Origin of the sequence: Tepidimonas thermarum (genome assembly GCF_007556705.1) — a bacterium.
Lineage (GTDB): Bacteria > Pseudomonadota > Gammaproteobacteria > Burkholderiales > Burkholderiaceae_C > Tepidimonas > Tepidimonas thermarum.
On record NZ_VJOL01000017.1, the window covers coordinates 1 to 21,306 of the forward strand.

A 21,306-nucleotide genomic window follows, 5' to 3' on the forward strand; every position below is an offset into this window, starting at 1 on the left:
AAAACGTCTGTTGAAAGAGGCTGTAGAGGTTGGGGTTGGTCATGGCATGAAGCCCCATCATGGGGTTGGCGCTAGGCGGCCGCCCGCTGCAGCCGGTCGCGGATGCCGTCCCAGGCCGGATCGGCGGTCGGGTCGGTGGCCAGCCAGGCGATCAGCGAGGAATCAATGCTTTTGACCAGCGGCAGGTTGGTCAAGGGCAGCTCCACCCAGCTCAGCAGGCGTGCCGTGGTTGGCGTGGACACGAGAAAGCCAGCCAGCAACACCACGGCCGCCGCCAGCAGCAGGCCCAGGGCGGGCACGTAAACGTCGCCGATCACCGCGCGCGGCAGGGTCAGGGCCAGCCGCTCCGACCACACCACCAGCGCATAGAGCAGGTACAGCGTCACGCCCATCGGCAACACGGCCAGCAGGCCGCGCACAAAGTACTGGGACAGGCGTTTCATGGCGTGCGGTGTAGCAGGCGTGGGTGTCAGTCGGGTGACGGCGGGCGCCGCGCCAGCGCCGCCTGGTAGAGCGCACCCTTGGGCGCGCCGGTGATGGCGCTGGCCAGCCGCGCCGCGGTCTTGACGGGCAGTTCCTGCAGCAGCAGGTCCAGCACCCGCTGGGCTTCGGCGGGCAGCGCGTCGCTCTCACCGGCAGCGTCGGCGGCGGGGGGGTGCACCACCAGCGTGAACTCGCCGCGGCGCCGGTGGGCGTCGGCGTCCAGCCATGCCGCCAGTTGCGCGCACGGCAGGGTGACGATGTCCTCGAAGCGCTTGGTCAGCTCGCGCCCGACGGTGACCGGGCGGCTGCCCCAGGCCGCCAGTTCGGCCGCCAGAGCGTCGATGCGGTGCGGCGCTTCCAGCAGCACCAGGGCGGTGGGCAGCGCCGCGCAGCGCTGCCAGGCCTGCTGGCGCGCGCGGCCCTTGGGCGGCAAAAAGCCGATGATGGTCGTTTCCGCGCCGACGATGCCGGCCACACTGAGCAACGCGGTGACGCTGCTGGCGCCCGGCACCGGGATGCAGCGCAGCCCGGCCGCCCAGACCGCTGCGCACAGCCGGGCGCCGGGGTCGCTCACCCCCGGGGTGCCGGCGTCGCTGACGTAGGCGATGCGCTGCCCGGCGCGCAGCCGCTCGACGATGGCCGCCGCCGCACGGGCCTCGTTGTGTTCGTGCACCGCGACCAGACTGGCCTGCACCCCGTAGGTGTGCAGCAGGTGGGCGGTGTGGCGGGTGTCTTCGCAGGCCACGGCATCGACCAGGCGCAGCACGTGCAGCGCGCGCAGCGTGATGTCGGCCAGATTGCCGATCGGGGTGGCCACGACGTAGAGCGCGCCCGCCGGATAATGCTGGCTGGCTGCCAGTTCGGGGCTGTGGCCGTGCGTTTCGGCGGCCAGGGCCGCCGCAGGCGGGGGAGGAACGTTCACGATGGCAACGGGGATGGCAACAGACAAGGCGGGCCGGCTTGCGGGCGCGCGCCCCAGCACCAAGGCCTGCGGCGATGCGGCAGAGGCGCTGGCCTTGCAGTACCTGCAGGCCCACGGCCTGCGCCTGATACGGCGCAACCTGCGCAGCCCCGGGCGCGGGGGTGGCGAAGTCGATCTCATTATGGCCGACGCCGACGGCACCTTGGTATTCGTCGAAGTGCGGCAGCGCAGCCGCGCGGACCACGGCGGGGCGGCCGCCAGCATCGGTCTGCGCAAACAGCGGCGCATCGTGTTTGCGGCGCGGCACTTTTTGGCGCGGCTGCCGCAGGTGCCACCCTGCCGGTTCGACGCCGTGGTGGTGGACGGGGAACTCGGCGCGGCGCAGCCGCCTCGCATCCAATGGCTGCGCGGCGCCTTCGACGCCAGCGGCTGGGATTGACGAACCGATAAGATTGCGCCCATGCTTTTGCACCGGATCCAGCAGCATTTCGTCGATGGGGCCGACCTGCAGTACCAGTGTGCGCAGGCCGTCGGCCCGGCGCTGGAGGCGGCCGCGGCCGCGCTGTTGGCGGGCCTGACCGGCGGCGGCAAGGCGCTGGTCTGGGGCGCAGGGGTGTCGGCCGTGTTGGCGCAGGCCTTCGTGGCGCAGTGGGTGGGCCGCTTCGAGCGGGAGCGCCCCGAGCTGCCGGCGCTGGCGTTGGGGGGCCACCCGCTGGCGGGTGTGACCGCGGGTGTCGACGGCGCGGGCCCGGCCGTGGTGCGGCAGCTGCGCGCCCTGGGCGTGCCGGGGGATGTGCTGGTGGTGATTGCCGCTGCCCCGACGGCCGATGCCCTGGCGCTGATTGCCGCGGCGCACGAGCGGGAGATGGTGGTGGTGGCGCTGACCGGGGCGCGCCCGGGGGAGCTGCCCGACGTCCTCAAAGACACCGATGTGCTGGTGACCGTACCGACCGAGCGACCGGCACGCGTGTACGAGGCCCACTTGGTGGCCCTGCACGCGCTGTGCGACGCCATCGACGTGCAGTTGCTGGGTGAAGAAACCGAAACGGAGAACCTCGAACCATGACGATGACCTCAGACGAATCGCCCACCCCCAGCGCCGTGCGCGTGGGGCTTGCCGCGCTGGCGCTGGCCGCCGCGCTGGGTGCGTTGAGCGGCTGTGCGCCGATCGTGGCAGGCGCCGCGGTCGGTGGTACGGTGCTCGTGGCCACCGACCGGCGCACCGCTGCCACCCAACTCGAAGACCAGACCATCGAACTCAAGGCGGGCAACCGGCTGCGCGAGCAGCTTGGCGAGCGCGCGCGCGTGACGGTGACCAGCTTCAACCGGCGCGTGTTGCTGACGGGCGAGGTGGCCTCCGAAGCCGACCGCCAAACGGTGCTGCGCATCGTGCAGGGCGTGGAAAACGTCGCCGCCCTGGTGGACGAATTGGCCGTGATGGGGTCGCCGTCGTTGACCGCACGCTCCGCCGACGCGCTGGTGACCGCGCGCGTGAAGGCGGCGTTCGTCGATGCCCAGGACCTCTCGGCCAACGCCATCAAGGTGGTGACCGAGCGTGGCACGGTCTACCTGATGGGCCGGGTGACGCAGCGCGAGGCCAACCGGGCGGCCGAGGTCGCGCGCGTGGTGCCGGGCGTGCAGCGGGTGGTGCGCGTGTTCGAAATCATCAGCGAGGCCGAGCTGGCGCGCCTGCAGGCGGCCCCGGCGCCCAGCGAAGCGGCCCCGGCCAGCCGCTGACGCGCTTGCGGCTGCCCGCGCGCCCCAGCGCGGCCGCTGCGTCAACGCAGGCGGCGAATCAGGCTGGAGGTGTCCCAGCGACCGCCGCCCATGGCCTGCACGTCGGCGTAAAACTGGTCCACCAGCGCCGTGACCGGCAGCCGCGCGCCGTTGCGGCGCGCCTCGTCCAGCACCAGGCCCAAATCCTTGCGCATCCAGTCCACGGCAAAGCCGAAGTCGAAGCGGTCGTCGATCATGGTCGCGCCGCGGTTGTCCATCTGCCAGCTCTGCGCCGCGCCTTTGCCGATCACCTCCAGCACCCGCTTCATGTCCAACCCGGCGCGTTGGCCAAAGGCAATGCCCTCGGCCAGCCCCTGCACCAAGCCGGCGATGCAGATTTGGTTGACCATCTTGGCCAACTGCCCGCAGCCGCTGTCGCCCAGCAGGGTGACGGCGCGCGCGTAGGCCAGCATCACAGGGCGGGCGCGCTCAAAAGGTGCGGCGTCGCCGCCGCACATGATGGTGAGCTGGCCGTTTTCGGCACCCGCCTGCCCGCCCGAGACCGGCGCATCGACGAAGTGGCAGGCGTGCGCGCGCGCGGCGGCGTAGAGCTCGCGCGCCACCTCGGCCGAGGCGGTGGTGTGGTCGACGAAGACCGCCTCGGGCGCCATGCCCGCCAGCGCCCCATCGGGGCCGAGCACGACGCTGCGCAGGTCGTCGTCATTGCCCACGCAGGCCATGACGAACGCCGCACCCTCGGCCGCCGCGCGTGGCGTGGCGGCCTGCCGCACGCGCGTGAGGCCGCGCCCGTGCATGGCCTGTACCCAGTCGTCGGCCTTGGCGGCCGTGCGGTTGTAGACCGTGACCTCGTGTCCGGCCAGCGCCACATGCGCGGCCATGGGCCAGCCCATCACGCCCAGGCCCAAAAAGGCCACGCGCTGGGCGGGGGTGGATGCGTACGCGGTCTTGGGGTGAACGGTTGGCATGGTGGGGCGGTGCGTGGTGGGGGTCAGACGATTTGCAGGTGTTCGGTGCCGGCGGCGAGGTCGCTGTTGCGCGCGCGCTGGCTCTCGAGTTTGATGCGCAGCTTGATGTCGTTTTGCGAGTCGGCATTGCGCACCGCGTCCTCGTAGGAAATCTGGTGCGCCTCGAAGGCGTCGAACAGCGCCTGGTCGAAGGTTTGCATGCCGACTTCGGTGCTGCGCTTCATGACCTCCTTGATCTCGTTGATCTCACCCTTCATGATGAGATCGGCGATGAGGGCGCTGTTGAGCAGCACTTCCACGATCGCCACGCGGCCCTTGCCGTCTTCGCGTGGCAGCAGCCGCTGCGCCACCATGCCGCGCAGGTTGAGCGAGACGTCCTTGAGCAGCTGGGCGTGCCGGTCCTGCGGAAAGAAGTTGATGATGCGCTCCATGGCCTGGTTGGCGCTGTTGGCGTGCAGCGTGGCCAGGCACAGGTGGCCGGTTTCGGAAAACGCGATCGCGTGCTCCATGGTCTCGCGGTCGCGGATTTCGCCCATCAGGATCACGTTGGGCGCCTGGCGCAGCGAATTTTTGAGTGCGATTTGCCAGTCGTCGGTGTCGATGCCGACTTCGCGCTGGGTGATGATGCAGTTTTTGTGCTGGTGCACGAACTCCACCGGGTCTTCGATGGTGACGATGTGCTCGTGCGTGTGTTCGTTGCGCCAGTCCACCATCGCCGCCAGGGTGGTCGATTTGCCGGTGCCGGTGCCGCCGACCACGATGCAGATGCCGCGTTTGGACAGCGCCAGCTGCTTGAGGATCTGCGGCAGGCCCAGCTCGTCGATGGTGGGGATGCGCGCCGGGATGGTGCGCAGCACCAGCCCCACCTTGCCCATCTGCACGAAGGCGTTGACGCGAAAGCGCCCGATGCCCGCCGGTGCGATGGCGAAGTTGCACTCCTTGGTGCGCTCGAACTCCGCGGCCTGTTTGTCGTTCATGATGGCGCGCGCCAGCGCCTGGGTGTGCTGCCCGGTCAGGGGTTGCGGCGAGACCTTGGTGATGACGCCATCGACCTTGATCGCCGGGGGAAAGTCGGCGGTCAGGAACAGGTCGCTGCCGTTGCGGCTGACCAGCAGCCGCAGCAGCTCGTGGATGAATTGGCTGGCTTGATCGCGTTCCATGGCGCGCTCCTTGGCGGCGGCTGGCGCTGCCCGTCAGACGGGGAAATTTTCCGGGTTTTTGGCCTTGCTGCGGGCTTCCTGGGCCGTGACGACGTTGCGCCGCACGAGGTCGATGAGCGCCTGGTCCAGCGTCTGCATGCCGTATTGCTGGCCGGTTTGGATGGCCGAGTACATCTGCGCCACCTTGTTTTCCCGGATCAGGTTGCGGATCGCAGGGGTGCCGATCATGATTTCGTGCGCGGCCACGCGCCCGCGGCCGTCGGCGGTCTTGAGCAGCGTTTGTGAGATGACCGCCACCAGCGACTCGGACAGCATGGCGCGGATCATCTCCTTTTCCTCGGCCGGAAAGACGTCCACGATGCGGTCGATGGTCTTGGCCGCGCTGGAGGTGTGCAGCGTGCCAAAGACCAGGTGGCCGGTCTCCGCCGCCGTCATGGCCAGGCGGATGGTTTCCAGGTCGCGCATTTCGCCCACCAGGATCACGTCCGGGTCCTCGCGCAGCGCCGAGCGCAGCGCCGCGGCGAAGGAGTGCGTCATCGGCCCCACCTCGCGCTGGTTGACCAGGCTCTTTTTGGATTCGTGCACGAATTCGATGGGGTCTTCGATGGTCAGGATGTGGCCCGGGTCGTGCTCATTGCGGTGGTCCACCATGGCCGCCAGGGTGGTGGATTTGCCCGAGCCGGTGGGGCCGGTGACCAGCACCAGACCGCGCGGCTTCATGGCCAAGTCGGCAAAGATGCGCGGGCAGTTGAGGTCCTGCAGGGTCAACACCTTGGACGGGATGGTGCGAAACACCGCCGCCGCCCCGCGGTGCTGGTTGAAGGCGTTGACGCGAAAACGCGACAGCCCGGCGATGTCGAACGAGAAGTCGCACTCCAAAAACTCCTCGTAGGCCTTGCGCTGCGCGTCGGTCATGATGTCGTAGACCATCGCGTGGACCTGCTTGTGGTCCAGCGGCTCGACATTGATGCGGCGCACGTCGCCGTGTACCCGTATCATCGGCGGCAGCCCAGCGGACAGGTGCAGGTCCGACGCCTTGTTCTTGACCGCGAAAGCGAGCAGTTGAGTCACGTCCATGCAGCCCATTATGGCAACGATTGCCGACAAGCTCCAAGCCGTGCGTGCGCGCATCGACGCGGCCTGTCGCGCCGCCGCACGCGAGCCCGCCAGCGTGACCCTGCTGGCCGTCTCCAAAACCTTTGGGCCCGAGGCGGTGGCAGCGGCCGCCGCAGCCGGGCAGCGCGCCTTTGGCGAGAACTACGTGCAAGAGGGCGTGGAGAAGATCGTCGCGCTGCGCGCCGCGGGGGTGACGGGGCTGCAGTGGCACTGCATCGGCCCGCTGCAGAGCAACAAAACGCGGCCGGTGGCCGAGCACTTCGACTGGGTGCAGTCGGTCGATCGCCTCAAAATCGCCCAGCGCCTGAGCGCGCAGCGCCCGGCCCAGTTGCCGCCGCTGCAGGTGTGCATCCAGGTCAATGTCGACGGCGGGCCGACCAAGGCCGGTGTGGCGCCCGAGCAGGCCGTGGCGCTGGCGCAGGCGGTGGCCGAACTGCCCGGCTTGCGCCTGCGCGGGCTGATGTGCATCCCCGACCCCCAGCCCGACCCGGCGGCGATGCTGGCGGTGTTTGCTGACGCCGCGGCGCTGTTTGCGCGCGTGCGCACCGCGTTGGGCGATCCGCCCGCTTTCGACACGCTCTCGATGGGCATGAGCGACGACCTGGAGCTGGCCATCGCCGCCGGCAGCACGATGGTGCGCGTTGGCAGCGCGATCTTTGGGCGGCGCGCCTACGCCGCCGCCCCGGCGTGAGCGTCAGTCCAGCGCCATCAGCGTGGCGTTGCCGCCAGCGGCGGCGGTGTTGATGCTCAGGCTGCGCTCGACCAGCAGCCCGGCTGGCGGCAGCGCTGCATCGGGCGCGCCGGTGATCACCGGCACCACGGGGCCGGGCAGGGTGGCCAAGGCCTGCTGCAGCGCGATGAGTGCCGCGGCATCGCCGGCAAACCACGCCACCTGCGGTGGGGCCGGCAGCTGCGCCAACGCCGGCGCGATAGGCCCGTCACCGGGCAGCGTCAGCGCTTGCGCGCCCAGGGCCTGCACGCGCGCGACCATGGCCGCGCGGGTGGCGGTGTCGGCCGCCACGCACAACACGCGCTCGCGTGGCAGCAGGCGGTATTCGTCGCGCTGCCCCGTCGGGCCGCACAGGACCACGGGGGCGCGCCAGTCGCTGGGCGCAGGCGCGCCGGCAAAACCCAGGGCGCGCTCGACCGCATCCGCCGGTGCCTGCGCCAGCAGCCGGTACAGGTACAGCGGGCCGCCTGCCTTGGGGCCGGTGCCCGAGAGGCCTTCGCCGCCAAAGGGCTGCACGCCCACCACCGCCCCCACCAGGTTGCGGTTGACGTAGTGGTTGCCCGCGCGCACGCGCTGCGTCAGCTGCGCGATGGTCTCGTCGATGCGGCTGTGCACGCCAAAGGTCAACCCATAACCGGTGGCGTGGATGGCCTCGATGAGGGCGGGCAGCGCCGCGCGCCGCCAGCGCAGCACATGCAGCACGGGACCAAACACCTCGCGCTGCAGCAGCGACAGATCGTCGATTTCGATCACCGTCGGCGGCACAAAGGTGCCTGCCGCAGCCTCGGGTGGCAGCGCGGTTTGCCAGATGCGGCAGCCGCGCGCGCGCATCGCCTCGATGTGCGCCAGGATGGCGGCGCGCGCCTCGGCGTCGATCACAGGGCCGACATCCGTGGCCAGCCGCGCCGGGTCGCCCACGCGCAGCTCGTCCATGGCACCGCGCAACAGGGTCAGCAGGCGCTCGGCCGCTTCCTCTTGCACGCACAGCACGCGCAGGGCCGAGCAGCGCTGTCCGGCGCTGTCAAAGGCTGACGTGATGACGTCCTGCACCACCTGCTCGGGCAGCGCCGAGGTGTCCACCACCATGGCATTTTGGCCGCCGGTTTCGGCGATCAGCGGCAGCGGGTGGACGCGACCATCGGAGCCGGTGCGCGTGCGCCCCGCCAGCGCGCGTTGCAGCAGGCGCGCCACCTCGGTGGAGCCGGTGAACACCACGCCAGCGATGCGCGCATCGGCCACCAGCGCCGCCCCCACCGTCTCGCCCGCGCCGGGCAAGAGTTGCAGCGCGGCGCGCGGGACGCCGGCGGCGTGCAGCAGCGCCGTCATGCGCGCGGCCACCAGGGGCGTTTGCTCGGCCGGCTTGGCCAGTACCGGGTTGCCCGCCGCCAGGGCGGCGGCGATTTGCCCGGTGAAGATGGCCAGCGGAAAGTTCCACGGGCTGATGCACACCACGGGGCCCAGCGGCGCGGCGTCCTGCGGCCAGCGCGCGTCGCTGACCTGGGCGCCGTAGTAGCGCAAAAAGTCGATGGCCTCGCGCACCTCGGCCACGGCGTTGCCGGCGGTCTTGCCGGCCTCGCGCATGAGCAGCGCCACGAAAGCCGGCAGCTCGGTCTGCAGCGCATCGGCGGCGCCGGCCAGCGCGGCGGCGCGTGCCGTGGCCGGGGTGGCCGCCCATGCGGGGGCAAACGCCGTGGCGGCAGCCACCGCGGCGTCGGCCTGGGCCGGCGTGGCGTCCACCACCGTGCCCACGCGCTCGGCGTGCTGGGCGGGGTTGACGATCGTCCGCTCGGGGCCAGGCGCGCTGGCGGCTGGCGTGGCGTTTGCCTCGGGCGCGAGCAGCGGGCCGGCGCACAGCGGCGCGGCGCGGCTGGCCGCCAGGGCGTTGGCGATGGATTGCAGCGCGCCCTCGTCGGTCAAGTCCAGCCCCGTGCTGTTGGCGCGCACGGCACCGTACAGGGTCGCGGGCGCCGAGATGCGCGGGTGCGGCAGGCCAAGCGCACCCTCGGCACGCGCCCACGCCTGAACCGTCTCGACCGGGTCTTCGGTGAGCGCTTCCAGCGCTACGCTGGCGTCGGCGATGCGGTGCACGAACGAGGTGTTGGCGCCGTTTTCCAGCAGGCGGCGCACCAGGTAGGCCAGCAGCGTCTCGTGCGTGCCCACCGGCGCGTAGATGCGGCAGGGCCGGCCCAGACCGCCGGCTTCGACCGGCGCGACCACCTGCTCGTACAGCGGCTCGCCCATGCCGTGCAGGCACTGAAATTCGTACTGGTGCGGGTGCCAGGTGGCGGGGTCGGCCATTTCGTAAATGGCGGCCAGGGTCTGCGCGTTGTGGGTGGCAAACTGCGGGAACACCGCCTCCGGCGCGGCCAGCAGGCGCCGCGCGCAGGCCAGGTAGGACACATCGGTGTAGGCTTTGCGCGTGTAGACGGGGTAGTCCAGCCCGTCGAGCTGGGCACGCTTGATCTCGCTGTCCCAGTAGGCGCCCTTGACCAGGCGCACCAGCAGGCGGTGGCCGCTGCGCCGCGCCAGCGTGATCACATGGTCGACCACGGCTGGCGCGCGCTTTTGGTAGGCCTGGATGACGAAGCCGATGCCGTGCCAGTCGGCCAACGACGGCTCGTGGCACAGCCGCTCGAGCAGGTCCAGCGACAGCTCCAGCCGTTCGCACTCCTCGGCGTCGATGTGCAACCCGATGTCCACCGCCCGCGCCGCCTGCGCCAGCGCCAACAGGCGCGGGTAGAGCTCGGCCATCACCCGCGCGGCCTGGGCACGGCTGTAGCGCGGGTGCAGCGCCGACAGTTTGATGGACACGCCGGGGCCGTCGATGACGCCGCGCCCATCGTTGGCAGCGCCGATGGCGTCGATGGCGGCGCGGTAGGCGTCGAAGTAGCGCTGCGCGTCGGCGGCGGTCAGCGCGGCCTCGCCCAGCATGTCATAGGAGTAGCGAAAGCCCTGCGCCTCGCGCCGCCGGGCGCGTTGCAGCGCTTCGGCGATGGTCTGGCCGGTGACGAACTGCTCGCCCAGCAGTCGCATCGCCAAATCCACCCCCTGGCGCACCAGGGGTTCGCCGCCGCGGCGCAGCAGCTGCGCCAGCGCACCGCCCAGCCCCGCTTTGCTGTGCGTGGCGGTGAGTTTGCCGGTCAGCAGCAGACCCCAGGTGGCAGCGTTGACGAACAGCGATGGGCTGCGGCCCAGGTGGGCGCGCCAGTCACCGCGGCCGATCTTGTCGCGGATCAGCGCATCGCGCGTGGCCGCGTCCGGGATGCGCAGCAGCGCCTCGGCCAGGCACATCAGCGCCACGCCCTCCTGCGAGGACAGGGCGTATTCCTGCAACAGGGCCTGCACCAGCCCCTCGCGCCCGGCCTGGGGGGCGCGCGCACGCAGCCCCGCGGCCAGGCGCTGGGCCCGCTCGGTGACGCGGGCGCGCTGCGCGGCGCCGAGGCGGGCCTGTTCGAGCAGTGCCGGGATGCATTCGGTTTCCGGTGCGCGCTGCAACGGTGCCAGCGCGCCCATGGTGGCCGCGCGTGGCGGTACGGGGTCGGCAAACGGTGCGGAGGCGGCGGCTTGCAGCCAGGGGGAGGCGACGGGGGCGTTCATGGCGCATCGAGGTCAGCAAAGCAGTCGATGCATCAAGTTTGATGGCAAAAAAGAAAAATGAAATTTCGTATTTATAGGTAAAAATAGTGAAAAATACCACGCTGACGCGAATGGGACGGTATTGCCATGCACGACCTCGACCGCATCGATCTGCGCATCCTCGACACGCTGCAGCGTGACGGACGCATCGCCAACCTCAAGCTGGCCGAAGCCGTCGGCCTGTCCCCGACAGCGGTGCTGGCGCGCGTGCAGCGCCTCACGCGCGAGGGCTACATCCTGGGCTACGAGGCGCGGCTCAACCCCGCCAAGCTGGGCGGTGGGTTGTTGGTGTTCGTGGAGGTGTTGCTCGACCGCACCACGCCCAACGTGTTCGAGCAGTTCAAGGCGGCGGTGCAGGCTGCGCCGCAGGTGTTGGAGTGCCACATGGTGGCCGGTGGCTTTGACTACCTGGTCAAGACGCGCGTGGCCGACATGGCCGACTACCGGCGCTTTGCCGGCGACGTGCTGTGGCAGTTGCCGGGGGTGCGCGAGACGCGCACCTATGCGGTGATGGAGGAGGTCAAGCACACCCACCGGCTGCCGTTGTTCTGACGGCGGTGGGCATCGGGGGCCGGCATGCGCCGGGTGCCGGGTGTCTGGGGCCAGTGCCTGTGGCCAGGCGCCGCCGCCCCGGGTTGCATCACGTCGTCTCAGGCCACCTCACGCGGCGCGGCGCAGCGACGCGGTGCGCGGACGCAGCAGGCCGAACAAGTTCTTGGGGTCGTCCAGGTCCGGGATCAGGTCCAGCGTCTCGCCCAGGCCCAGGCGCTGCGCCTGCGCGTGCACGAAGCGCAGGGCCGCGAAGTCCTCCAGCGCAAAACCGACCGAGTCGAACACCGTGACCTCGTCGGCGCTGCGCCGGCCGGGGGCCTGGCCGGCCAGCACCTGCCACAGCTCCGTGACCGGAAAGTCGGCCGGCAGCTGCTGGATGTCGCCTTCGATGCGGGTTTGCGGCTCGTATTCGACGAACACGCGCGCGCCGCGCAGCACGTCGGGGTGCAGCTCGGTCTTGCCGGGGCAGTCGCCACCGACGGCGTTGATGTGCATGCCAGGTGCGATCATGTCCGGCGTCAGGATGGTGGCGTTGGTCTTGTCGGCCGTGACCGTGGTCACGATGTCGGCGCCGCGCACCGCTTCGGCCGTGCTGGCGCAGCGCGTCAGCACCAGGCCGCTGTCGCGCAGGTTGGCGCTGAGCTTGTCGGTCGCGGCCGGGTCGGTGTCGAACAGGCGCAGTTCGCGGATGCCGAGCAGGTGCGCAAAGGCCAGCGCCTGAAATTCGGCTTGCGCGCCGTTGCCAATCAGCGCCATGACGCGGCTGTCCGCGCGGGCCAGCGCCTGCGCCGCCACGGCCGACATGGCCGCGGTGCGCAGCGCGGTGGTCAGCGTCAGTTCGCTCAGCAGCGGGGTGCCGGTGGCCACGTCGGCGAGCACGCCAAAGGCCATCACCGTGGGCAGCCCCTCACGGGTGTTTTTGGGGTGGCCGTTGACGTACTTGAAGCTGTAGAGCGCGTCGTCGGCGATGGGCATGAGCTCGATCACGCCGACGGCCGAGTGGTTGGCCACGCGCGCGCTTTTGTCAAAGTCGGGCCAGCGCAAAAAGTCGGCGCGGATGTGCTCGGCGATGCCGCGCAGGCAGGTCTCGACCCCCAGCGTCTGCACCAGGTGCACCAGGGTGGGGGCGCTCAGGTAGCGGGTGGCCAGGCGGGGGGTGGAACGGGTCGTCATACGGGGTCTCCGGTTTTGTTTGGCGATATTGCGGATCAGGCCCAGAGTGTCCACCGCCCCGCAGTCAATGTAAAACGGCAAAATGTTGACGTTTTGGCGAAAGTCTGTCGAAATGTCAGGAGTAAATTGTCAAATCGTCAAAATCCGGGGTGGCCATGGATGAACTGGACCAGGCCCTGATCGCGCTGCTGCGGCGCAATGCGCGCCTGAGCGTGGCCGATCTGGCGTACAAACTGAAGGTGTCGCGCGGCACCGTGACCAACCGCCTGCGCCGGCTGGAAGACGCGCAGGTGATCCTGGGCTACACGGTGCGGCTGCGCCCGGAGTCCGAGCCCGAGCGCATCCGCGCCTGGATGAGCGTGCTGGTGGAAGGCAACCAGACGCGCGCGGTGATCGCCAGCCTGCTGGGCGAGCCGGGCGTGGTCAAGCTGCATGACACCAACGGCCGCTGGGACCTGTTGGCGGAACTGGAGGCGACCTCGATGAACGAGTTGTCCGACATCCTGGAGCGCATCCGGCTGATCAAGGGCATCCACAGCACCGAGACCAGCATCCACCTGCGCACCTACCGCTGAGCGTGCGCAGGCGGCGTGGGCGCACGCGCTGCGACGGTTGGCGTCACAGCGCCGCGGTGGCGACGATTTCGATCTTCCACGCTGGCTTGGCCAGGCGGGCCTGGACGGTGGCGCGCGGTGGCGTGTGGCCAGCGGGCACCCAGGCGTCCCAGGCGCGGTTCATGCCGTCGTAGTCGGCCAGGTCGGCCAGGAAGATCTGCACCATGAGCAGCTTGGTTTTGTCCGTGCCGGCGCGCGCCAGCAGGGCGTCGATCATGCCCAGCACCTGGCGCGTTTGGCCCTCGATGTCCTGGGTGGCATCGTCGGGCACCTGGCCGGCCAGGTACACCGTGCCGTTGTGGATGGCCATCTCGGACAGGCGCGGTCCGACGTCGAAGCGTTGCACCATAAAAAAACTCCTGAAAAATGCCAACGGGGATCAGCCGGCCAAGCCGGCGAGCACGCAGCGCGCGGCGGCCAGATCCCAGCCGGCCCAGCCGCAGCTTTTGAAGAAAACCGGCCCGTCAGGGCGGCGCGCCCGCTGCCATGCCGGGGTGTTGCGCACGACGTCGGCCAGCGTGGGCAAGGCGGCCACGTCCAGCCCGGCCTGCAGCAAGTCGCCGGCTTCGTGGTCGGCGTCGCGCGTGTCCACCACCAGCGTGCCGGTGGCGGCCAGGTGCTGGCACACGTCGGGTGCCCACTCCACCATGCGCGGTGTGAAAGCCCCCACCGCGGCCACGAAGGCATCCGCCCGCGGGCGGGCGTGCAGCGCCACCGCCTGTGCCGAGGTGCAGCTCACCACCAGCGGGCAGGCGGCCAGGGCGGCGTTGGCGTCGTCGACGCGCTGCGCGTGCAAGCCCAGCGCGCGCGCATGGGCGACGAGCGCGTCGGCGCTGGCGGCCGTGCGCGACGCAATGCGCACCGCGCGCACGCCCAGCCCGGTGGCCAGCGCCTCCAGATGCGCGCGGCCCTGCACGCCGGCCCCCACGATGAGCAGCGGCCCCTCGCGGTGGCGCGCCAGGTGCCGCGCCGCCAGCAGCGTCACCGCGGCCGTGCGCCGTGCCGTCACGGTGGGGCCGTCCAGCAGCGCGCGGCGCGTCCCCGTGCGCACGTCAAAGACGACGATGTCGCCTTGGATGGCGGGGCGTCCGTGCGCCGGGTTGTCGGGGACGAACGTGATGAGCTTGGTGATGGCCACCGCCGCGTCGTTGGCCGGCATGACGAACAGGCTGCCGCCACCGGGCAGCGGTTGCACCAGGCGCGGCGGCACGGTGACGCCGTCGTCGTGCAGCAGCGACGCGATGGCGTCGGCCAGGGCGGGATAGGGCAGCGCGGCAGCGGTGGCAGCGGCGTCCAGCACGGTCGATGGTGGCATGGTCGAAGGGGCGGGGTGGGCGCCCAGGAGGGCGTGCTCAGGCGGTCGGTGCGGTGTCCAACGGAGGCTCCGACGCGGCACTGGCGTTGCGCGGCAGCGGCAGCGCGAAGGCAAAGGTGGCGCCGGCGCCCGGACGGCTGTCGGCCCAGATGCGGCCGCCGTGCCGCTCGACGATGCGGCGGCACAGCGCCAGGCCGATGCCGGTGCCTTCAAAGTCCTGCGCGCGGTGCAGGCGCTGAAAGACGCCAAACAGCCCCGTGGCCCGGGTGCTGTCGAAGCCGACGCCGTTGTCGCGCACCCAAAACACCGCCTCGGGGGCGCCATCGGGCCCGGGGCGCACCTCGCCCCCGATGGCGATCACCGCGGGCTGCCGCGGCCGGCTGTACTTGAAGGCATTGCCCAGCAGGTTGTCCCACACCTGGGACAGCAGCAGCGGGTCGCCCTCGACGGCCGGCAGCGCCGCCGGCAGCTGCACCTCGCATGCCCCATCGGGGCGGCGCAGGGCGGGGTCGTGGCGCACGCGGTTGAGGCTGCTGCGCAGCAGGTCCAGCATGTCCACGGGCTGGCGGTTGAGGTCGGCGCGGCCCAGCCGCGCAAAGGCCAGCAGCCCCTCGATGAGCTGTCCCATGTGGGTCGCAGCGCCTTCGATGGTGCGCAGGTCCTCGGCCACGTCGGGCGACAGCGGCTCGCCCAGGTCCTCACGCAGCAGCTGCACATACGCGTTGATGTGCCGCAGTGGGGCGCGCAGGTCGTGCGAGACGGAGTATGAGAAGGCTTCCAGGTCCTGGTTGAGCGCCTGGAGTTGGCGCGTGCGCTCCTCCACTTTGCGCTCCAGCGCCTGGTTGAGTTCGCGCAGCAGCTCCTCCAGCCGGCGCAGCTCGGTCATGTCGCGCACCAGGCAGGCCGTCCCCAGGGCCTCGCCATCCGGGCCGTTGAGCGTGGCGTAGACCATGTGCGCCCACAGCCGCGACCCGTCGGCGCGGCGCAGCCAGCCGGTCGATTCGCTCTGCCCCAGCAGACCGGCGCGCTCCAGGGCCTGCGCGGTGTCGGGCGGCAGCGGGTACGGCCGCTGCGGCGCATCCGGCCCGGTGGTGCCCAGCACGTCCTGCGCGGCGTAGCCCAGCAGGCGCTCGGCGCTGGCGGGCCAGTCCTGGATGGCGCCATGGGGGTCGAGAAAAAAAATCGCGGCGTCGCGCAACCCCGCCGTGAGGGCCTGCCAGCGCGCCTGTTGCAGCGCCAGGTGGGTGTCTTGGCGCTGCAGCCGCTGCTGCAAATCCTGCTGCTGCTCGCGCAGCGCGGCTTGCTGGCGCTGGCGGTCGGTGTCGTCGCGCAGCAGCACGAACAAGCCGACCACGGTGTCGCCGCAGCGGTCGGGCAGCAGCACGAGCTCCCAATGGGTGGCGCTGCCGTCGCGGTTGCGCTCGACCGCGATGCGCCCCGGCTCGCCGCGCAGTGCCGGCGCCACCCACGGCAGCAGGGTGTCGATCCAGTCGTCGTCCACCGCTTCGTGCCAGGGCAGGCCGTCGATCTGATCCCAGGTCAGGTGTGGCCGCAGCAGCGCCTGGATGGCCGGGTTGGCGTGGCGGCAGCGCAGCGTGGCGTCCAGGCTCAGCACCCCGTCCGGCAACGCGCGCAGCAGGCGCAGCGCGTCGTCTTCGGCGACCGGTGCCGCATCGTCGGGCGGCGGCTCCGCAGCGTCGCCCGCCAGGGCCGCAAAGAACGACGGCGGCAGGTGTTCAGGCCAGGGGTCGCGTGGCGGCGGTTGCATGCCAGCAACTGTAGCGCAAGCCCCGCCCGCCGCCGGGCGACGGCGGCGTCAAAAGCGCGGCAAATCGGGGTGGGCCAGCCGTCCGCCACGCACCAGCATCTTGCCGTATTCGGCGCAGCGCTGCAGGGTGGGGATGACCTTGCCGGGGTTGAGCAGGCCGTGCTCGTCGAAGGCGCGTTTGAGGGCGAACATCTGTTCGCGCTCCTCGGCGCTGAACTGCACGCACATGCTGTTGAGCTTTTCCACCCCCACCCCGTGCTCGCCGGTGACCGTGCCCCCCATGGCGACGCTGGTCTCCAGGATGTCGGCGCCAAAGCGCTCGGCGCGCTGCAGCTGGTCGGGGTCGTTGGCGTCGAACAGGATCAGCGGGTGCAGGTTGCCATCGCCTGCATGAAAGACGTTGGCGCAGCGCAGGCCGTAGCGCTTTTCCATGGCCTGGATGGCCAGCAGAATGTCGGCCAGCCGTTTGCGCGGGATGGTCGAGTCCATGCACATGTAGTCGGGGCTGATGCGCCCGCTGGCCGGAAAGGCGTTCTTGCGCCCGCTCCAGAAGCGCAGCCGTTCGGCCTCGTCGCGGCTGACGGCAATCGCCGTGGCGCCCGCCGCGCGCAGCACCGCGCTCATGCGCTCGATTTCCTCGGCCACCTCCTCGGGCGTGCCGTCCGATTCGCACAGCAGAATCGCCTCGGCGTCGAGGTCGTAGCCGGCGTGCACGAAGTCCTCGACCGCGGCGGTCATGGGCCTGTCCATCATCTCCAGCCCGGCGGGGATGATGCCGGCTGCGATCACCGCCGCCACCGCATCGCCGGCCTTGCGCACGTCGTCGAAGCTGGCCATGATGCAGCGCGCCAGCTGCGGCGTTGGCGTCAGCTTGACGGTGACCTCCAGCGTCACCGCCAGCATGCCCTCGGAGCCGACGACGAGGGGCAGCAGATCCAGCCCCGGCGCATCCAGCGCGTCGCCGCCAAACGTGATGGGCTCACCCTCCACCGTGTAGCCACGCACCTTGAGCACGTTGTGCAGCGTCAGGCCGTACTTGAGGCAGTGCACGCCACCCGAGTTTTCGGCGACGTTGCCACCGATGGTGCAGGCGATTTGGCTGCTGGGGTCGGGCGCGTAGTACAGGCCGTAGGGCGCCGCGGCCTCGCTGATGGCCAGGTTGCGCACCCCCGCCTGCACCACCGCGGTTTGCGCCAGCGGGTCGATGGCGACGATGCGGTTGAACTTGGCCAGCGACAGCGTCACGCCCAGCGGGTGTGGCAGCGCGCCGCCCGACAACCCGGTGCCGGCGCCGCGCGCGACCACCGGCACCTTGAGCAGGTGGCAGGTGCGCAGCACCGCTTGCACCTGTTCCTCGGTCTCGGGCAGGGCCACGGCCAGCGGGCGCTCGCGGTAGGCGGTCAGGCCATCGCATTCGTATGGGGTGGTGTCCTCGGCGGTCCACAGCAGCGCGTGCGGTGGCAGCACCAGCGACAGGGCGCGCACCACCTCGGCCTGGCGGTCGGCGCGCTGCACGGCGCGGGATTCGGGCGTGTCGGAAGCGGTCATGGTCGGGGCACGGGTGGCGCGCGGCGGCGTTGGCAAACAGTGTAGGCCAGTGTGCACGCCGGTGGCTGAAAAATCCTTGATCGCGCTGTGAAGCCCGTGCGGGCCGGGCGGTTTTGACCTGTGTCAAAGGCCCATGGCGGGGGTCTTGAAGCCTGCCGCGCGTGTCCCTATGTTGGAGGTATCGATGCACGGTCCCGCCTGCGGGGGTGGAGGCGCTGGCGGGGCTGCCAAACGGTTCTCCACATCCCCAAGGAGGTCACGATGAGCAACCTGATTCCGCGCCGCATGAGCCTGTTCGACGAATTTTTCCGCGATCTGGCGCCGGGCTTCTACATCCGGCCGCTGCACGGCGAGCCGCTGCCGCAGCAAATCAAGGTCGACATCAGCGAGTCCGACCAGGCCTACACGATTTCGGCCGAACTGCCGGGTGTCAGCAAGGACGCCATCCACGTCACCGTCGAAAACAACGTCGTCACACTCAGCGCCGAGGTGCGCCAGGAGGACGTCAAGCGCGACGGCGACAAGGTGCTGCACAGCGAGCGCTACTACGGCCAGGTGTCGCGCAGCTTTGCCTTGCCCAGCGACGTCGATGAGGCCACGGCCAGCGCCCGCTACGAAAACGGCGTGCTGACGCTGACCCTGCCGAAGAAGGCGGCCGTGGCGGGCAAGCGCATCCGCGTCGAGTGAGGCGCGGGCGCGTTCACCGGACGGCCTGTTTGAGCCATTCGGCGAACGTGGCACATTCCCAGCGCTCCATCGCCCCCGCGCGCCAGCACAGGTAGTGCGCGTGGGGGCTGGGTACGTTGTGCGGGTACAGCCGCACCAGCGTACCGTTGTCCAGCCACGGGGCGCCCAATTTCAGGCGCACCAGCGCCACGCCCATGCCCGCGGCGGCGCCGTCGCACATCAGGCCGATGTCGTTGAACTGCGAGCCGTCGCTGGGTTCGGGCCAATCCAGGTGGTGCGCGGCAAACCAGGTGCGCCACGGCTCCAGCGGGCTGCGCAGCAGCGGCAGACCTTCCAGATCCTCGGGTTTTTCGAACGGTCCGTGCTCGCGCGCAAACGCCGGCGACGCCAGCGGCGTGACCTCGTCTTTGAGGATGCAGGTGAATTCCACGTCCTGGTAGCGCCCGGTGCCAAAGCGGATCGTCAGGTCCGCATCCTCGGCCACCACGTCCAGCAGCGGGATGCTGACCTGCAGCGTCAGGTCGATCTCGGGGTAGGCCTCGGCAAAGTGCTTGAGCCGCGGCATCAGGATCGAGCGCGCAAACGTCGGCGTGACCGCCAGCCGCAACTTGCGCCGCCCCGGCGTGGCCTGCCGGCTCGGGAAGCGCTGCAGCGCGGCCAGGGCCTCGCGCACCTGCGCCAGGTATTCGCTGCCCTCGGTGGTGAGGGAAAAATCCGCCCGTCCAAACAGCTTGACCCCCAGCTGCTCCTCGAGCTGGCGGATGCGGTGGCTGACGGCGCTGGGGGTGACGCACAGCTCGTCCGCCGCCTGGGTGACGCTGCGCAGGCGCGCCAGCGCCTCGAAGGTCAGCAGGCATTGGATGGGGGGGATGCGCGGCGCCATGGTCAGCCGTGGGATTACCGGAACACCACCGTGCGCTGCCCATTGAGCAGCACGCGGTGCTCGCTGTGCCACTTGACGGCGCGCGCCAGCACCTGGCTTTCGGTGTCGCGCCCGATGGCGGTGAGGTCGTCCACCGTCATGCTGTGGTCCACGCGCGCCACGTCCTGCTCGATGATCGGTCCCTCGTCCAAGTCCGCCGTCACGTAGTGGGCGGTGGCGCCGATGAGCTTGACGCCGCGCTCGTGCGCCTGGTAGTACGGCCGCGCGCCTTTGAAGCTGGGCAGGAAGCTGTGGTGGATGTTGATCGCGCGCCCGGCCAGCCGCTCGCACATGCCGTCGGAGAGGATTTGCATGTAGCGCGCCAACACCACGAGCTCGGCGCCTTCGGCCTCGATGATGTCGAGCTGCCGCGCCTCGGCCTGCGCCTTGGTGGCGGCGCTGACCGGGATGTGGTGAAAGGGGACGTTGTAGCCGGCAGCCAGTTGATAGAAGTCGCGGTGGTTGCTGACGATGGCGCGGATGTCCAGCCGCAGCAGGCCGCTTTTCCAGCGGAACAGCAAGTCGTTGAGGCAGTGCCCCTGCTGGCTCACGAAAATGACGGTGCGCATCGGCTCGTGCCAGGGGTGCAGGCTGCAGCTCATGCCCTGGGCGGCGCCAAAACCCTGCACCGCCGCGCGCAACGCGTCGGTGTCGCGACCGGGGCAGGTGAACTGCACGCGCATGAAAAAGCGCCCGCTGTCGCGGTCGTTGAACTGGGCCGCCTCTTCGATGTTGCCGCCCAGCTCCAGCAAAAAGCCGGAGACGGCGTGCACGATGCCGGGCTTGTCCGCACAGGACAGGGTCAGGACGTAGGTGTCTCGCATGGGGGCGATTGTCGCAGCTTGGCTGCGGCCGGCGCGTGCGCGCGGGGTGCGTGTTCAGGCGCCGCGGCCCGACTCCAACAGGTGCACCAGGGTTTGCAACGCCTGATTGACCGGGGCCGGTAGGCCGTGCGCGCGGGCGCGCGCCACCACGTAGCCGTTGAGGTGATCGATCTCCGTCGTGTGGCCGCGCAACAGATCGCGCGCGGTGGACGACAGTTGCGTGGCCATGCTGGTGGCGATGCGGGCCACGTCCGCCTCGAGCGCCGCCGCGTCCAGGTTGATGCCATCGGCTGCCGCCACGGCGACGCACTCGCGCACCACCTGCCGCAGCAGCTCTGGCACGCCGGACTGCGCCCACAGCCAGCCATAGGGCCGGGCGGTGATGGCCGACAGCGCGTTGTAGGCGCAGTTGATGACCAGTTTGGTCCACAGCGCCTGGGGCACCGCGTCCGACACCGTCGTCGCCACGCCGGCCTGGGCAAAGGCAGCCTGCACGCGCGCGGCCTGCGCAAAGGGCGCCAGCACCAGCTCGCCGCGGCCATGGTGGCGCACATGGCCCGGAGCCTCCACCCCGGCGGCCACGTACACCACCACCGGCACCACGGGGCGCCCGAGCACGCAGGCCAGCCGCTCGGCGTTGTCGACGCCGTTTTGCAGGCTCAGCACCGCGGTGTGCGGCCCCAGGTGGGGGCGCAGCGCGGCACCGGCGGCCTCGGTGTCGCCGGACTTGACGCACACCAGCACCACGTCCGCGCCCGCGGCGGCTGCGGCGTCGGTGTCCGCCGCCACGCGGATGCGCTCGTCGAACGCTGCGGTTTGCAGCCGCAAGCCCTGCGCGCGCACCGCCTGCACGAATGCCGGGCGGCCAATCAGGACCACCGGCACCCCGGCGCGGGCCAGCAGCCCACCGTAATAGCCGCCCACCGCGCCGGCGCCCAACACGGCGAAACGGGGTGGCGTTGCGGGCATGGGGGTGGATGCAGGGGTCATGGTGGAGCAGGGTTGGCAGTGACGCAACAAAGCCGCAGCTCGGGGTGGGCCACCATCTGTGGCACCCACGCACGTAGGCGCCCGCCACGGCGCCCACGTGGGTTCACCCCGGGCCAGCGCCTAGCGTAGCACCATTCGCCCCGGCACTGTCCACCCGGGCAGCC

21 protein-coding genes are annotated in these 21,306 nt (G+C 70.6%); 7 read left to right on the plus strand and 14 right to left on the minus strand.

Annotated features, from left to right (window positions below; all coding sequences use genetic code 11):
* Nucleotides 1-71 precede the first annotated feature (71 nt).
* Nucleotides 72-443, minus strand: a complete 372-nt coding sequence (locus Tther_RS05775) for a DUF502 domain-containing protein (protein ID WP_143901829.1) — start codon at nt 441-443, stop codon at nt 72-74.
* A gap of 26 nt (nt 444-469) precedes the next feature.
* The gene (rsmI, locus tag Tther_RS05780; protein WP_425472807.1) at nt 470-1,405 is read right to left on the minus strand and encodes a 16S rRNA (cytidine(1402)-2'-O)-methyltransferase; all 936 of its coding nucleotides are present in this window, start codon (nt 1,403-1,405) and stop codon (nt 470-472) included.
* Nucleotides 1,406-1,418: 13 nt separating this feature from the next.
* Between rsmI and Tther_RS05785 the strand changes: the two genes are divergently transcribed.
* Genes Tther_RS05785 through Tther_RS05795 form a run of 3 tightly spaced genes read left to right on the plus strand, consistent with a single transcriptional unit; the run spans nt 1,419 to nt 3,142 of the window.
* Complete coding sequence (locus Tther_RS05785; RefSeq protein ID WP_143901831.1) at nt 1,419-1,844, plus strand: YraN family protein; 426 nt, start codon at nt 1,419-1,421, stop codon at nt 1,842-1,844.
* 21 nt (nt 1,845-1,865) lie between these two features.
* Nucleotides 1,866-2,471: an SIS domain-containing protein gene (locus Tther_RS05790; protein WP_143901833.1), complete on the plus strand. Its 606-nt coding sequence runs from the start codon at nt 1,866-1,868 to the stop codon at nt 2,469-2,471.
* Nucleotides 2,468-3,142: a BON domain-containing protein gene (locus tag Tther_RS05795; RefSeq protein WP_425472808.1), complete on the plus strand. Its 675-nt coding sequence runs from the start codon at nt 2,468-2,470 to the stop codon at nt 3,140-3,142. Before Tther_RS05790 ends, Tther_RS05795 begins: the two co-directional genes overlap by 4 nt.
* A 41-nt stretch (nt 3,143-3,183) precedes the next feature.
* Here the strand turns inward: Tther_RS05795 and Tther_RS05800 are convergent, their stop codons facing one another.
* The 3 genes from Tther_RS05800 to Tther_RS05810 are packed head-to-tail and all read right to left on the minus strand — an operon-like array spanning nt 3,184 to nt 6,344.
* The gene (locus Tther_RS05800) at nt 3,184-4,107 is read right to left on the minus strand and encodes an NAD(P)-dependent oxidoreductase (RefSeq protein ID WP_143901835.1); all 924 of its coding nucleotides are present in this window, start codon (nt 4,105-4,107) and stop codon (nt 3,184-3,186) included.
* 23 nt (nt 4,108-4,130) lie between these two features.
* Nucleotides 4,131-5,267 (minus strand): PilT/PilU family type 4a pilus ATPase, encoded by a 1,137-nt coding sequence (locus tag Tther_RS05805; RefSeq protein ID WP_143901850.1) that lies wholly within the window; start codon nt 5,265-5,267, stop codon nt 4,131-4,133.
* Between the two features lie 33 nt (nt 5,268-5,300).
* Nucleotides 5,301-6,344, minus strand: a complete 1,044-nt coding sequence (locus Tther_RS05810) for a type IV pilus twitching motility protein PilT (RefSeq protein ID WP_143901852.1) — start codon at nt 6,342-6,344, stop codon at nt 5,301-5,303.
* A gap of 10 nt (nt 6,345-6,354) precedes the next feature.
* Between Tther_RS05810 and Tther_RS05815 the strand changes: the two genes are divergently transcribed.
* Entirely contained in the window at nt 6,355-7,074 is a 720-nt protein-coding gene (locus Tther_RS05815) for a YggS family pyridoxal phosphate-dependent enzyme (protein WP_143901854.1), read from the plus strand.
* Between the two features lie 3 nt (nt 7,075-7,077).
* Here Tther_RS05815 and putA read toward each other — a convergent pair whose 3' ends face one another.
* Nucleotides 7,078-10,710 (minus strand): bifunctional proline dehydrogenase/L-glutamate gamma-semialdehyde dehydrogenase PutA, encoded by a 3,633-nt coding sequence (gene putA, locus Tther_RS05820; RefSeq protein ID WP_143901856.1) that lies wholly within the window; start codon nt 10,708-10,710, stop codon nt 7,078-7,080.
* A 126-nt stretch (nt 10,711-10,836) separates the two neighbouring features.
* On the opposite strand from putA, the gene Tther_RS05825 reads away from it, so the two are divergent.
* Entirely contained in the window at nt 10,837-11,301 is a 465-nt protein-coding gene (locus Tther_RS05825) for an Lrp/AsnC ligand binding domain-containing protein (RefSeq protein ID WP_143901858.1), read from the plus strand.
* Between the two features lie 108 nt (nt 11,302-11,409).
* On the opposite strand, the gene Tther_RS05830 is transcribed toward Tther_RS05825, so the two are convergent.
* On the minus strand, nt 11,410-12,474 hold the full coding sequence (locus Tther_RS05830) for an ornithine cyclodeaminase (RefSeq protein WP_143901860.1): 1,065 nt from the start codon (nt 12,472-12,474) through the stop codon (nt 11,410-11,412).
* Nucleotides 12,475-12,629: 155 nt separating this feature from the next.
* On the opposite strand from Tther_RS05830, the gene Tther_RS05835 reads away from it, so the two are divergent.
* The gene (locus Tther_RS05835; protein WP_143901861.1) at nt 12,630-13,049 is read left to right on the plus strand and encodes an Lrp/AsnC family transcriptional regulator; all 420 of its coding nucleotides are present in this window, start codon (nt 12,630-12,632) and stop codon (nt 13,047-13,049) included.
* Nucleotides 13,050-13,092: 43 nt separating this feature from the next.
* Here the strand turns inward: Tther_RS05835 and Tther_RS05840 are convergent, their stop codons facing one another.
* The 4 genes from Tther_RS05840 to Tther_RS05855 are packed head-to-tail and all read right to left on the minus strand — an operon-like array spanning nt 13,093 to nt 17,719.
* Nucleotides 13,093-13,437 (minus strand): RidA family protein, encoded by a 345-nt coding sequence (locus tag Tther_RS05840; protein ID WP_143901863.1) that lies wholly within the window; start codon nt 13,435-13,437, stop codon nt 13,093-13,095.
* A 30-nt stretch (nt 13,438-13,467) separates the two neighbouring features.
* A complete protein-coding gene (locus tag Tther_RS05845; protein WP_143901865.1) occupies nt 13,468-14,403 on the minus strand; it encodes a delta(1)-pyrroline-2-carboxylate reductase family protein in 936 nt (311 codons plus the stop codon).
* 37 nt (nt 14,404-14,440) lie between these two features.
* Complete coding sequence (locus tag Tther_RS05850) at nt 14,441-16,171, minus strand: sensor histidine kinase (RefSeq protein ID WP_143901867.1); 1,731 nt, start codon at nt 16,169-16,171, stop codon at nt 14,441-14,443.
* A gap of 48 nt (nt 16,172-16,219) precedes the next feature.
* Entirely contained in the window at nt 16,220-17,719 is a 1,500-nt protein-coding gene (locus tag Tther_RS05855) for an FAD-linked oxidase C-terminal domain-containing protein (RefSeq protein ID WP_143901869.1), read from the minus strand.
* 261 nt (nt 17,720-17,980) lie between these two features.
* Here Tther_RS05855 and Tther_RS05860 point away from each other — a divergent pair, with 261 nt between their 5' ends.
* Nucleotides 17,981-18,406 carry an Hsp20/alpha crystallin family protein gene (locus Tther_RS05860; RefSeq protein WP_143901871.1) on the plus strand — a complete coding sequence of 142 codons (426 nt, stop codon included), beginning with the start codon at nt 17,981-17,983 and terminating at the stop codon, nt 18,404-18,406.
* Nucleotides 18,407-18,419: 13 nt separating this feature from the next.
* On the opposite strand, the gene Tther_RS05865 is transcribed toward Tther_RS05860, so the two are convergent.
* The 3 genes from Tther_RS05865 to Tther_RS05875 are packed head-to-tail and all read right to left on the minus strand — an operon-like array spanning nt 18,420 to nt 21,142.
* Nucleotides 18,420-19,289, minus strand: coding sequence for a LysR substrate-binding domain-containing protein (locus Tther_RS05865; RefSeq protein ID WP_143901873.1), 870 nt, complete (start codon nt 19,287-19,289; stop codon nt 18,420-18,422).
* A gap of 14 nt (nt 19,290-19,303) precedes the next feature.
* Entirely contained in the window at nt 19,304-20,152 is an 849-nt protein-coding gene (gene purU / locus Tther_RS05870) for a formyltetrahydrofolate deformylase (protein WP_143901875.1), read from the minus strand.
* Nucleotides 20,153-20,206: 54 nt separating this feature from the next.
* Entirely contained in the window at nt 20,207-21,142 is a 936-nt protein-coding gene (locus tag Tther_RS05875; protein WP_143901876.1) for a ketopantoate reductase family protein, read from the minus strand.
* Between the last annotated feature and the right edge of the window lie 164 nt (nt 21,143-21,306).